This window comes from Citrobacter europaeus (assembly GCF_037482245.1).
In the GTDB taxonomy this organism is placed as follows: domain Bacteria; phylum Pseudomonadota; class Gammaproteobacteria; order Enterobacterales; family Enterobacteriaceae; genus Citrobacter; species Citrobacter europaeus.
The window spans coordinates 3,898,505-3,911,987 of record NZ_CP148084.1; the positions used below are offsets into that span (position 1 = coordinate 3,898,505).

General features: G+C 50.5%; 10 protein-coding genes and 1 pseudogene. 3 read left to right on the forward strand and 8 right to left on the reverse strand.

Annotated elements, in window-relative coordinates; all coding sequences use genetic code 11:
* Positions 1 to 38: 38 nt before the first annotated feature.
* The 3 genes from phoA to WHR59_RS18410 all read right to left on the reverse strand — a co-directional run bounded on the left by phoA (position 39) and on the right by WHR59_RS18410 (position 3,246).
* Entirely contained in the window at positions 39 to 1,454 is a 1,416-nt protein-coding gene (phoA, locus tag WHR59_RS18400) for an alkaline phosphatase (protein WP_043015363.1), read from the reverse strand.
* 104 nt (positions 1,455 to 1,558) lie between these two features.
* Positions 1,559 to 1,801 (reverse strand): sigma-S stabilization anti-adapter protein IraP, encoded by a 243-nt coding sequence (locus WHR59_RS18405; protein WP_043015362.1) that lies wholly within the window; start codon positions 1,799 to 1,801, stop codon positions 1,559 to 1,561.
* Between the two features lie 248 nt (positions 1,802 to 2,049).
* Complete coding sequence (locus WHR59_RS18410) at positions 2,050 to 3,246, reverse strand: multidrug efflux MFS transporter (protein WP_043015361.1); 1,197 nt, start codon at positions 3,244 to 3,246, stop codon at positions 2,050 to 2,052.
* 301 nt (positions 3,247 to 3,547) lie between these two features.
* On the opposite strand from WHR59_RS18410, the gene ddlA reads away from it, so the two are divergent.
* Entirely contained in the window at positions 3,548 to 4,642 is a 1,095-nt protein-coding gene (gene ddlA / locus WHR59_RS18415) for a D-alanine--D-alanine ligase (RefSeq protein WP_047413567.1), read from the forward strand.
* A 25-nt stretch (positions 4,643 to 4,667) separates the two neighbouring features.
* Here ddlA and WHR59_RS18420 read toward each other — a convergent pair whose 3' ends face one another.
* The gene (locus WHR59_RS18420; protein ID WP_019076140.1) at positions 4,668 to 4,889 is read right to left on the reverse strand and encodes a DUF2754 domain-containing protein; all 222 of its coding nucleotides are present in this window, start codon (positions 4,887 to 4,889) and stop codon (positions 4,668 to 4,670) included.
* Positions 4,890 to 5,152: 263 nt separating this feature from the next.
* Between WHR59_RS18420 and WHR59_RS18425 the strand changes: the two genes are divergently transcribed.
* Positions 5,153 to 5,476 (forward strand): DUF2755 family protein, encoded by a 324-nt coding sequence (locus tag WHR59_RS18425; RefSeq protein ID WP_043015360.1) that lies wholly within the window; start codon positions 5,153 to 5,155, stop codon positions 5,474 to 5,476.
* Here WHR59_RS18425 and WHR59_RS18430 read toward each other — a convergent pair.
* Both WHR59_RS18430 and sbmA read right to left on the reverse strand, forming a co-directional pair.
* On the reverse strand, positions 5,461 to 6,564 hold the full coding sequence (locus WHR59_RS18430; RefSeq protein ID WP_338843354.1) for a DUF1615 domain-containing protein: 1,104 nt from the start codon (positions 6,562 to 6,564) through the stop codon (positions 5,461 to 5,463). The genes WHR59_RS18425 and WHR59_RS18430 overlap by 16 nt on opposite strands.
* A gap of 12 nt (positions 6,565 to 6,576) precedes the next feature.
* Positions 6,577 to 7,797 carry a peptide antibiotic transporter SbmA gene (gene sbmA / locus WHR59_RS18435; protein WP_043015359.1) on the reverse strand — a complete coding sequence of 407 codons (1,221 nt, stop codon included), beginning with the start codon at positions 7,795 to 7,797 and terminating at the stop codon, positions 6,577 to 6,579.
* Positions 7,798 to 8,181: 384 nt separating this feature from the next.
* On the opposite strand from sbmA, the gene ampH reads away from it, so the two are divergent.
* The gene (gene ampH, locus WHR59_RS18440; protein WP_338843355.1) at positions 8,182 to 9,339 is read left to right on the forward strand and encodes a D-alanyl-D-alanine-carboxypeptidase/endopeptidase AmpH; all 1,158 of its coding nucleotides are present in this window, start codon (positions 8,182 to 8,184) and stop codon (positions 9,337 to 9,339) included.
* A gap of 1 nt (position 9,340) precedes the next feature.
* Here the strand turns inward: ampH and iprA are convergent, their stop codons facing one another.
* Entirely contained in the window at positions 9,341 to 9,964 is a 624-nt protein-coding gene (gene iprA / locus WHR59_RS18445) for a hydrogen peroxide resistance inhibitor IprA (protein ID WP_199994224.1), read from the reverse strand.
* Positions 9,965 to 10,053: 89 nt separating this feature from the next.
* Positions 10,054 to 12,978: pseudogene (gene ehaB / locus WHR59_RS18450) on the reverse strand (autotransporter adhesin EhaB).
* Between the last annotated feature and the right edge of the window lie 505 nt (positions 12,979 to 13,483).

Sequence of the window (13,483 nt, forward strand, 5' to 3'; positions counted from 1 at the left end):
ACCACCCGGCGGCAAAAGTATTGCCGCCGGGCGTCGGGTTATTTCAGTCCTAACGCCGCTTTCATGGTGTAAAACAGGTCGGTTTGATCGGTCAGACCAACCACATTCGCCGCGTGCGGGCCATAGGCTGCAATTCGCAGCTGGCTGCCGGTATGCTCCTGGGATTCCTCTTCAGAGTTGCCGTAGCTGATAACCATGACCGCGCCATCTTTGGTGTTCAGCGCCTGGGTCAGGCCTGGCGCTTTAGTATCCGGCGCGACTATCTGGCTGGCATGCGCGTGGTCAGCGGTTACTACCACCAGGGTATTGCCATCTTTCTTCGCAAAAGCAAGCGCGCGCTGTACCGCTTCATCCAGATCGACCGTTTCGCCAATCTGTCCGCACGGGTTGGCGGCGTGGTCCTGTTTATCGATTGACGCCCCTTCCACTTGCAGGAAGAAACCTTTCTCATTTTTGCTTAACAGCTCAATCGCTTTATCCGTCATCTGCGCCAGCGTTGGCACGCTGTCGTCACGCTTTGGATTGGGGGTACAGGTCACTACCGGTTTATCCAGATTGCCGTGATAAGACGCTTTCGGCCCTTCCCAGCGTACCGGCATATTGCCGTCAGAGAACAGACCCAGCAACGGTTTATCCTGATTAGCTTCGGTAATCGCTGCCAGCGTCGCGGCATCGCTCACCATCTGATAACCACGGGCAAGGGCTTGTTCACGCAACGTTTTACCCTGCCACTCGCCTGCCGCAGCGGTTTCCGCAAACGTTTTTGCCCCGCCGCCCAGCGTAACGTCAGCCCGGGCATTCAGTAATTGTTCGGTGATGGATCCTTTGCCGCCTTTTTCCAGCGCATTGGTTGGGCATTTTTCACGGGTCACGTCGGGACCATAGCACTTACGCGAGGTCACATGAGCAACCAGCGCCGCCGGGGTAGCATCCTGCAATTCAGCGGTAGAAACGTTGCCTGTCGCCAGACCCGCCGCTTTTGCCATTTCAAGAATTGTAGCGTGATCTTTTTCATGTATATCAACGCCCAGAGCACCGTTATAGGTTTTCACGCCGGTGGTCCACGCCGTTGCGGATGCCGCAGAATCCGTCACATAATCGGGTTTACCCGTTTTTTTATCCAGCGCATAGTGCGTGTATTGTCCGGTCAATGGTAAAGCATCAATACCTTTAAAAAAGCCGCCCGCGCCTTCGGCATAATTTCGCGCTGCAGTAATTTCTGAGTCCCCCATACCATCGCCAATCAGTAAAATAATATTTTTGGCAGGTTTATCGTTCAGAGATTCGCGCAGAGCCGCAGTTTGATCGGCTGACAATCGACGGGCGCCGCCCGGCGTGGTGATATCACCCTGAGCGGCACGATTATCCATAACCGCTACGGTAGAAGTTTCTGCATTAATAACTGGGGTAAACAGCAAAGGTATCAGGGCAATAGCGAGTGCGCTTTGTTTCACTTTATTTTCTCCATGTATAAATACGGTAAAATTAAAACAAAGCGACTATAAGTATTTGATGTGACACTTTTATGATAATTTGTGGATGGAACGCCACAGATTACTCAAAACGCTTTTGGCACGCTCTCGCCAGCGTTATGTACGTTCGCCAGAAACGCAGGCATACGGCCAGCTCCAGCCAGGGCATCCTCAATTTGGCGAATGAGTATTTGCCGATCGCTCCACGTCATATTGCGCAGCATTTCGATGATTACCTGCTCCAGCGTTTCAACCTGCGCCGCAAGGTCTTGCGACTCTTCTTCTTTTTGGGCGAGCTTAAGTAACAACTCAGTGACGAGATTTTTCATTTGCGTATTCCCTTAACAAAATATAGGCCACGTTATCATTAAGACTCACAACTGCCTAGAGGATGAAAGTTGTATTTTTATAAGTAATAAAACGTTTTGCGAAAACAATCACAACACAAAATAAGGGGAAAAGAGTCGTAGCGCAGAATTATTCAATATAAAAGGGTAAGGGGATTAATAATCACACAGATATATAATGCACATTTATGGATTAACAACGCTGACGGGCAGCGTTGTTAATCAGCAATTCAGCGTGCGCGGCGCCGACGTCGCAGCGCGATAGCCAGTTGCCAGATATTGATAAGCACAATGCTCGCGGTGGCAATAAACACCCAGCGAAAGCCTGCCATTGCTGAAACCGTCGCCCCCATTAATGGCCCGGCGACGTTGCCGAGGTACATAAATGACTGGTTATAACCAAAAATGCGCCCGGTTATCTGGTCGCTGGAGTATTTCACCAGCAGCGTCTGCACCGCAGGCAACATCGCGCCGTCGGCAAAGCCGAGCAGAAAACGCAAAATTCCCAGTTGCAACGGCGTGGTAACCCACGACATGGCGAAAAACAGCACCACCGCGAAGATTAAGGTCGCCATTAAAATCCGCTCGGTCCCAATACGGTCGCCTAATTTACCGAGTCGGGGGGCTGAAATCAGCGCCGAGATGCCCGGAACCGACGCAATCAGTCCGCTGAGAAAGGCAATATTCGAACTGTCTGGGACCATCGATTTAATAAACAGCGCCAGAATTGGCCCAATTGAGCCGTTACACAGTTGGATCACCATCGTCGTAAAAAACAGGCTGATCACCAGCGCCGGATAAGGCAGCGAGGCAAACACGGCCTTTCCGCTCAGACGCTCGCTTTTTTTGATTGTCGGACGCACGCCCTCTTTGATTAAGAACAGCGTGACCAGGAAGCTCACGACCAGCAAGGCTGCTGTAATACAGAATACAGCCCGTAAGCCAACGTGGTCAGCAATAAATCCCCCCATCAGCGGCCCGCCAATGACGCCGCTAATTTGCGCCGTTGAGAGCGTACTCAGCGCCCACCCGCTACGTTCACGCGGAACCTGTGAGGCGACCAGCGCCATCGCATTGGGAATATAGCCTGACGTTAACCCCATCACCCCACGCAGCAGAAAAAGCTGCCAGACGTTTGTCGCAAAGGCCTGCAGTAAAATCGCAATCGCCATACCCAAAGAGGCCCGTAGCAGCATCAGCTTGCGTCCTTTACGGTCGGCTAAACTGCCCCACATCGGAGAGACAATGGCTGAAATCAGAAAGGTGACGCTAAACGTTAAGCCGGACCACATTGAGAGCGCTTCATGCGAGGTCACCCCCAGTTGGGAGATATAAAGCGGTAAAAAAGGCAGGATTTGGCTAATTGCCAGGCCGGTGAAAAAGCAACCGAACCATACGGAAATAAGGTTTACTCTCCAGGATTCCATAGGGACTCATAACGATAAGCAGCTGAAAACTGCGAGCAGCTTAACAAATTACTTAGCCAAATAAGGGTTCACAGGTGCGATAAATCACAGTTCAGGATTTTATCTTCCCGCTCATCGTATTTGTGATACGCCTCACATCAAACCCACAATACTAGCAGGGAATTATGCTTCACAGGCGAAACGCACGTTTGCGCTTATCTTTTCCCTTGTGGCCCAGCAAAACAATCTGCCAGAAGCCGAGGAAACCTGCGTTTTGTCGTGGTAATGTATGTGCTTTGCATTCATGGAATGGGTTTTTAAGATGGCAAAGTTGCGGGTAGGAATCGTATTTGGTGGTAAATCAGCGGAACATGAAGTGTCATTGCAATCGGCAAAAAATATTGTCGATGCCATCGACAAGACTCGCTTTGACGTTGTGCTGTTAGGTATTGATAAACAAGGGCAATGGCACGTCAGCGATGCCAGTAACTATCTGCTTAATTCAGACGATCCGGCGCATATAGCGCTGCGTCCTTCCGCGACCAGCCTGGCTCAGGTACCGGGTAAACAAGCGCACCAGTTGATCGATGCGCAAAACGGTCAGCCGCTGCCAACGGTTGATGTTATTTTCCCGATCGTTCACGGCACGCTGGGTGAAGATGGCTCTCTGCAGGGCATGCTGCGGGTGGCGAATCTGCCGTTCGTCGGTTCTGATGTCCTGGGGTCTGCGGCCTGTATGGATAAAGACGTGACCAAACGTCTGTTGCGCGATGCCGGATTAAACATCGCGCCATTTATTACGCTCACTCGCGCCAATCGCAACAGCATCAGCTTTGCCGAAGTCGAATCTCGCCTCGGTTTGCCGCTGTTTGTGAAACCAGCCAATCAGGGATCGTCCGTTGGGGTCAGTAAGGTGACCAGCGAAGCGCAATATGAACAGGCCGTCGCGCTGGCATTTGAATTTGATCATAAAGTCGTGGTGGAGCAAGGGATCAAAGGCCGCGAGATCGAATGCGCGGTGCTGGGCAACGATCATCCGCAGGCCAGTACCTGTGGCGAGATCGTGCTGAACAGTGATTTTTACGCTTACGACACCAAATACATTGACGATAACGGTGCCAAAGTGGTGGTTCCGGCAGCGATCGCACCGGAAATTAACGATAAGATCCGTGATATTGCTATTCAGGCCTATCAAACGCTGGGCTGCGCCGGCATGGCGCGCGTGGACGTGTTCTTAACCGCAGAGAACGAGGTTGTGATCAATGAGATCAACACGCTGCCTGGCTTTACCAACATCAGCATGTATCCAAAACTGTGGCAGGCGAGCGGCTTAGGCTATACCGATTTGATCACTCGCCTGATCGAACTGGCGCTGGAACGCCATGCGGCGGATAGCGCGCTGAAAACCAGTATGTAATCCCGCCAGGATGCCTGATAGACCTCTATTGGGCATCCTTTGCTTCTTCTTCATCTTCCACGCGGCGACGGATAATTAATCCGGCCAGCCAAAAGCTAATCACCCAGGTGACCAGCCCTACCGCATAGGTTTGCCACCCCTGCGCTTCAAAACCGAGTAAGCCCACCACGCCGTTGAGAATAAAGATAAGCCCAATAGCGAAGGCATAATAGTGCCAGTCTCGGCGGATTTTAACAGGCAGGTTCATAACGGCTCCGGTGGATATACAACATGACAACGCATCCTCGCACATTTCCTCATACACGTCTGTGGCCTGTGCGGAATTTCTGAAATGTAAATTAATTTCACTTAAGGTTGCGCAATTGTGACGATCAGCAAAAAACCGAAATCCAGGAATAATCTCTACCTGAAATTACCATCATTCTGATATTGACATTGCCGATCACCTGTCAGACTCACTGTCAGTTCCAGGCAATACGTCAAAAAAGCAGGTTATTTCCGGAGGTCTTTATGGCTGATTTTACGCTCTCAAAATCCCTTTTTAAGGGCAAGCATCGGGATACCTCCTCCCTGCCCGGCAATATTGCGTATGCCGTTTTTGTGCTGTTTTGCTTCTGGGCGGGCGCGCAGATTTTAAATCTGTTGGCCCACGCTCCCGGCATCTATGAGCAGTTGATGCAGTTGCAAATGCAAGAGACAGGGCGCCCGCGAGTAGAAATCGGCCTGGGCGTCGGAACCCTTTTTGGACTGGTCCCTTTTCTCGCCGGAAGCCTGATTCTTGGCGCCATCGCGGCATTCGTGCGCTGGCGCCGCCGTCATCATAACGATGACTGACCCATACATTTCGCCCGACGATCGTCCACGCGTTTAGCAAACCACGCGGTAGTCAGATTACGTGTGATCTTCGGGCTTTCAAGTTGAATGCCAGGCAGCATTTCACGGGGAAGCGTTTTCCCGGCCTTCGCTTCCGCCAGCTTATAGACTTTCTCGTACAGCGCGGTCTCTTCAAAGGCCAGGCTGTCGCCTTTCTGCAGCTGACGGCGGATCTCACTCTCGCTCATGTCCAGCTTCCCGGCCAGTTTACGTACCGCCAGCTCCGTTTTGCCCGGCTCGCTGCTGCCATAGAGAATTAAATCACCGTCCATCGCCAGCTTCACGCCGCTGGCTTTACTGACCGCATTCTGGAAAGCTGCATTGCGGCTGGCATACCACCCGGCATTGAAATCGGCGAAGCGGAAAATTGGCGCACTGTAATTCGCCGGGTAGTTAAGCAGATGATACGTACCGAACCACAGCCCACCGCGGCGGCTAAATACTTCCTGGCGCACGGTTCCCGCCATTTTCCACGGGTAGCCGCTGGCATGCTGCTCAGCAAAGGCGATGCTGACCTGCATCGGCCCACCGGTATGCACCGGATTAAGCGAACCAAATAACGTCTGCCCCATCGGTACCATGTTGATAAAATCATCAAAGATCGCGCTAAGCTGTTTTTCCGTCTTCACCGTATCCAGGCGCTCGCTGTAGCTTTTCCCCGTTGGCGAGTTAATCTTCAGCGCGGTATGCACCACAAATAGCGGGATGTGCATACGCTCGGCACGACGATCGATCTCTTTCCAGGCGATTTTACTTAAGTTCGGCACGGCTGGATCCGCCTGGTAATTTGACTCCTGTTGCGCGACCGCCAGCACCGAACAGATATTTTCAACCGTCGGCGCCAGCTTCTGGCTTTCAAAGGTCTTCGCCAAATCCTGCGCCCACGCGTCCCGGTCTTTTACGCTGGCGGGCATTTTCTGGAGCACCACGCTCGCCACATCGACGGCTTTCTCCCCTTTTTTTAGCGGCTGGGCGGGTTGGCTACTACATCCCACCAGCACCAGTGCAGCAAGACCAGACAAGGGGTAAAGACGGGAAACCGTCGACATAACATCTCCTTATTAACTAAGCGTATGGGTAACTTCCTGAATATCCTGACCATCAAGCTCTCGTTCAAAGCTGCGCAGACGCTTATAAATAGACATCAGTTCCACTAACGTTGTCCAGGAGTTAATCAGATACTGGAACGAACCGCGCACCTGGCCAAACACGTTGGTGATTTGCGTCATCAGGCCGAGCGTAATCGTACCGGCAACAATCGACGGAAACAGCAGGAACAAGCCGAAAACGTTATCAACCTGCAGGTAAAGAATACGGGCGATATTGAAGTACATATAGTGAAAATAGAGGCGGAAGTAGTTCTGGCGCACCGCATGAAACAGCTCACGCACCGTCGGCGGTGTCGCACGATTAGCGTCATCTTCGCCGTATACCAGTTCTTTACGGTAGGCCGCTTCCACACGCTGGTTTTTAAACTCCAGTCCCGGAAGTTTGATCCCAACGACCGCCAGCAAGCCGGTTCCCATCAGCGACCAGACAATTGCGGCAATCACCAGGCCATAAGGAACATGCCCAACAATCGGCAGGTCCGGAACATGGGCAGAGAGTGTGACCAGTACAGGTAAGAAGGCGATCAGCGTCATAATCGCATTGATAAAGCTGACCCCCATATCTTCCAGCGTGGAGGCAAAACGCATGGTGTCTTCCTGCACACGCTGCGCCGCACCTTCGATATGGCGCAGATGCTGCCAGTGCGCCATATAATGTTCGTTCATTGCTGTACGCCAGCGGAACACATAGTGACTAACAAAGAAGTTGTTCATCACGCCGATGACCACGGCAATCAGCGCGATGCCAAGAAAGATGCCCACTTCATGATAGAACTGCTCAATCTTCACCTTATGCGGTGCGCTGAGCGCGGATTGAATCAAATCATAAAATGGCGCATACCAGGCGTTGACAGCAACGCCAACTTCAACCAGAAACCAGGTCACGAAAATAATCAGCGACGTGCCGAGTATGGACCAGTACTGCCAGCGGTGCGGGCTGTAGAGAAACCAGAACAGCGCGAACACTCCAACGCAAAGAGTGTAGTACGCATAAAAAATCAGGTAATCCAGCGACCAGAAACGAGCCGCGCTAATCGGTACGTCTCCCGACGCGCCGGTAATGTGTGCAACCCAGGCTCCCCCACCTGCTTGCCAGAATACAACAGCGACCAGTGCCCAAATAAATGCCGAAATAAAGAACGGCCCCGGCTTTGGGAAAAAAGACTTAAACATAATGCTCTCCTGCTAACTTCTTATCGTTATGACGACTGCTGTGTATTTGCCACCGTGGAGTGCGGCGGCAAGACGGCTTACGCCCAAAAACACAAGCTGAAACCGACAAGTGTGACCAAAACCGCAGCGCTTAGTTCGCACCAGGGTTATGAAGAATTGTTTCTGTGGTTTTCACACTCGACAACGTTCCAGCAAGTGCAGATTATCACAGCGTGAGATCACAAAAGCGAACATCCATAATCGGGGAAACGCTCGCGTTTACTCATCGTTACGTTTTTCACACTATCATTGGCTGATAAGCGCTTTGCAATACGCCGATGAGTAGTATAAATACGCATACGCACGACATCCTTTTTCACTTTCTCTAACTCATGGACACCACCGTTGAAACGTAGTCTGCTTTTTTCTGCCGCGCTGTGTGCGGCGTCATTGACATCTGTCCAGGCGGCACAGCCTATAACCGATCCGGTCTTCGCCTCTGATATCGTCGATCGCTATGCCGACCATATATTTTACGGCAGTGGTGCTACGGGGATGGCACTGGTGGTGATTGATGGTAATCAGCGCGTATTTCGCAGTTTCGGCGAAACACGCCCCGGCAATAACGTACATCCGCAGCTGGATTCCGTAATTCGAATTGCCTCAATCACTAAATTAATGACCAGCGAAATGCTGGTAAAATTACTCGATCAGGGTACGGTTAAACTCAACGATCCATTGAGTAAATATGCGCCACCTGGCGCGCGCGTGCCGACTTATCAGGGCACGCCGATTACGCTGGTGAATCTGGCGACACATACCAGCGCGCTGCCACGCGAACAGCCTGGCGGCGCGGCCAAGCGCCCGGTGTTTGTCTGGCCAACCCGCGAACAGCGCTGGAGCTATCTCTCAACCGCCACGCTTAAAGCTGCACCAGGCTCGCAGGCTTCTTATTCCAACCTGGCGTTTGACCTGCTGGCTGATGCGCTGGGAACCGCGTCCGGTAAGCCTTATCCGCAGCTGTTTGAAGAAAAAATCACCCGTCCGCTGGGGATGAAAGACACCACCTTCACCCCGTCCCCCGATCAGTGCAAACGCCTGATGGTCGCGGAGAAGGGCGCCAGCCCCTGTAACAATACGCTGGCAGCGATGGGCAGTGGCGGCGTCTATTCAACGCCAGGCGATATGATGCGCTGGATGCAGCAGTATCTCTCTTCTGATTTTTACCATCGTAGCCAGCAGGCTGACCGTATGCAGACGCTGATTTATCAGCGTACGCAGCTAACCAAAGTGATAGGGATGGATGTGCCGGGCAAAGCCGATGCGCTAGGTTTGGGCTGGGTCTATATGGCGCCGAAGAATGGGCGACCAGGCATTATTCAAAAAACCGGTGGCGGCGGCGGATTCATTACCTATATGGCGATGATCCCGCAGCAAAACGTCGGGGCGTTTATCGTGGTGACCCGTTCTCCGCTAACCCGTTTTACCAATATGAGCGACGGTATCAACGATCTGGTTGCAGAGTTGAGCGGGAACAAACCGCAGGTTATTCCCGCATCCTGATTCAATACTCAAAAGGCAAACGGTTAATGCCTACCAGTTTGCCTTTATTCATTTCAATGTAACCACCTTTACGCAGTGCCGCGAGAACCTCAGCAACAACTGAGCGTGAAATGCGTGTGCGTTGGTGAATATAGTTCATGACGCCGATACGTGAACGCAGCACATCGTCCCATTTCGTCATGGATATCAGCGTCGCGCGGATCTGATCGTAGGAGTTATTGCCGATCAGCTGCAGATCGCGCAATTCAAGGATGGAGTTTTGCCAGGCTAACCAGCAAAAGGCTTCCCGCCAAAGCTGGCATTGTTCAATTATATTTATCGTTTGCGAAGCAGGTAGGTGGTATCCCGTACAATTACTTTCGGTCATTAATCTGTATTGTACATCTGTTTTCATCACGCCATCGGAAAGGCCCATAATAAAAGGCGCCTGTGCAATCCCGACCAGCACGTTTTCCCCTCTACGCAGGGAAACTACACCACTTAAAATAATAAAAGTATCGTCGCTATTTATATCACTGGAATATATTATTTCTTTATCGTTATCACACTCAAAGTGTTTGCCATATTTTGCCAAACATTTATCAAGCTTACCAAATTCAAGAAGAGGTTTATTTGTAGATAGCATGAGCGCATTCCTTGCAATAAATGCCCGTCAAATCCGTGACGGGCATTATTCTGAATTAAATTACCTTATATTTCTCAGTGAGAAAGTACTTACCAGGTATATTTAACACCAACGTTTGCAGACCAGTCTTGATCGACATCACCGCCACCGAGGTAATTAGCATCGGTGTAGGCGCTGAAGTTCTTGGTGAAGCTGAACTGAGTACCCAGTCCAACACGTACTGCAGAACCTTCTACGCCGTTGTCGATAGAGTCACCGTTTACATCAGAATCGTTGTTAGAGTCGTCGTAAACGTAGGCCAGTTTGAAGTACGGGGTCAGCGCCTGGTCGTCGCTGTAGGCGAAGGTATAACCTGCATCTACACCGAGTTCATAACGCATGCTGTCATAAGACTGACCGTCAACTTTCATGTCGTTGCTCAGCTTATAGTCATCACCAGACTGGAACAGACCGGATACGCTACCGTAAGGCGTTACGTAACCTGCATCACCCAGCTTCAGGTCATAACCCAGTTTCAAGCCAAAGCCCCAGGCATCAGAAGAGGTGCTGCCATCAACATACTGACCGTTGCTCATGTTGGCAGACAGATCGTTGTTGAAGTGAGAGTAGCTCAAGTTACCGTCAACAAAGATGTTGTTGGCGAAATGCGCAGAAGAGTAGATGTAGGCAGTCTGGCTGTCCTGATCCACCTGACCGGTACGGTCGCTCATATCACCTTTCGCGAAGCCTGCTGCGGCACCGACAATCCACTTAGCGTTGTTACCATCAATTTTGGAGTCAACACCGACCATGATGCCGTTAACGTCCTGATCGTAGTTAATGGTGCCGTTATCTGCATCGAAGCTACCACCGAAGTAGCTCACCCATGCGCCGCCGTTATCAACCAGACCATGACGCGCGTTAGTCAGACGAGTACCAACGGTGTCTTGTTCCAGGTTCCAGATATTGGTGTTGGCAGACGGGATGCTCAGCGCCATGTTCGCGTAGTCAGTCAGTTCCATCTGCTGCAGTACAACGGTGTTACCCTGCTACTGAGCCTGATAGGTGTAAGCGCCGAGGTCAGCTTTGTTAGCTGCAGAGAAGGTCGCGGTGGTATTCGCGTCATTAACGTAGATCAGCTCTTTGCCTTTGTAATCCGCAACAGAACCCGCGCCAGTCGCGTTATCGATGCGAACTTTATAGTTACCGGTTGCTGCCGCTACGTGGTCACCGTAGTTATCAACTTCAGACTGATCGCCTGAGGTGTCGGAATCGCCGTTACCATTGATAGTCAGATGACCATCAGAGTTCATCGCGATCACGCCATAACCGTAGTTAGCCTGGGTCGTATCGTTGGTACGATCGTTGGTCAGGTCAGCATTCAGTACATAGTTAGTGCTGTTGATGTCGAAAACACCCGCATTAACATGGTTGTAAGCGTCGGTGTAGCTGGTCAGATTCAGCGTATCAACCTGCAGTGCATCGCCCGTGCTGTTGCCCACATCCAGAACACCGTTGTTGGTAACGTTGATGGTGTTGGCATACAGCGCAGCACTACCGACACCCCAGCCAGCAGCAACATCATCAGCAATCGTGACGATACTGTTGTCGATAGACAGCGTATCCGTCGCAACATGACCATCTTCGTTGATGTTCAGTGCAGAAGCACCGGTCAGAGAGATAGAGTCAGAAATCAGGGAAGAATCACCCACGTTGACGACGGAACCGCTATTGATGCTCAGGGTGTCGATCAGAGACGTTTTGGTGGTATCCCACTGTGAAGCGCCGTTCAGCGTGACGTTGAACAGACCGCTCTGGTAAACAGCGTTGCCAACCACATGACCATTTTCGTCATAAGAGGTTGTGTCGCTATCGATACCGTAGGTTGAAGAAGGCCACAGGCTGTTGGCAGCGATGTCGATCAGCGTTGCAGTGGCTTCAGTGCCTGCAGCATAGCTGTCGTAAACGCCGTCACCATCAACATCAACCTGATGTACGGACATGGCCGCGCCAACCCACTTACTGCCGTTGTTCAGGGTCAGATCCAGACGGTCAGTACCATCCCAGCCGTTGGTATCCAGATCGGCATCGGTATCACGATAAGTATCAGCACCGTTCGGGAAGAAGTTCTCGTCAAAGTTGCTGGAGAACAGCACATCGCCCATCAGCGTAGCGTTATCAAACGTGGCAGTGGTCTGCATCGCGTTATCAGCATCCGGATGAGCAATAACCGCTAATGCGACATCATTAGCGTTCCAGCCGTTACCGTTGTAGTCGCTTGCATTGCTGGTGTTGCCAAACCAACCGGAGGTACCTTCATCAGACCATGAGCCAGAGGTCAGGGTAGAATCGGTAACAACAATGGTGTTGTTAAACACTTCGCCGCTGTTTACGCCGGTGCTGACGGTGTTATCGTCAATATCTTCCCACTCATAACCCTGAGTCAGCGTAATACCCGCAACGTGAGAGTTGTTGGAGATAGACAGATCAACTTCTTGATCCAGAGTGATCGCCGTACCCAGGTTATAAACGTCGACAACGTGTGTATCAGCTGCGTCGTTATAGGTACCGTTGTAGGTATAATGTTCGTAGTTGTCATCGATAGTGGAGTTGATGACGTTCATCGCCAGACGATCGTAGTAATAGTCGGTACCCGTACGGTTAGTACAATCCGTGGTCATACACTCGGAAGTCACCATACCGTGAATGGTACTGTTTTTAATCGTCAGGCTGTTGTTATTGCTGTTAGTTGACAGTCCATCATCCAGATAATAAGTAGAAATAACGCCGTTAACAGTAGCGTTATTGATTACCGGATAAATATCACCGTTATAAATACTATCAGTATCGTAATTGTTCCAACCGACATATCCATCGTAGTAAACGCCATCAGCATAAGATGCGTCATTATAATGGGTGAACGTTGTGTACGTGGTTCCAGAAATATCAGTAGAAGCATTCGCCTGAGAAGTGATTGCCAAAGTGCAGGCTAATGCTAATTGTGAGACTACAAGTTTCTTTTTCCAAGTGTGCATTTGTCATCCCTCCTCAGGGACGTAATATAGTTGATCCATCAATTATCAATGCAAAGAAAACATTTTATGTTTCGCAGGAACGATTATGCGGTTTCACAACGGAAAGGTTCAATTATTCTTTGTCCGCTGTCCGAAACCGGACAACATCATGAATTACGCCAGCCAAAAGGAGTTAACAAAAACACAATAACTTTCAATGAGATACAAAACACACGGATTCTAATACATATAATTATCAAATGATTCACCCAATATTCAAATAAATAAAAAATAAATAGTCGAGAGTTATATTCCGCGCTAAACAAATAAATACATCGATATTTAAAATAATAAAAACAAAAACAAACAAAATAATGAATATGAATAAATTGCCATGCATGTGAATAAATTGCTCTAATGATTCAGCCTTGCACCACGCAAAATCCAGATATAACGCCAACTTTCGTAAACCACCCGCCCTCAGGTTCGGGTATACTACGGCCTTCGATTCCACAAACATCAGGCA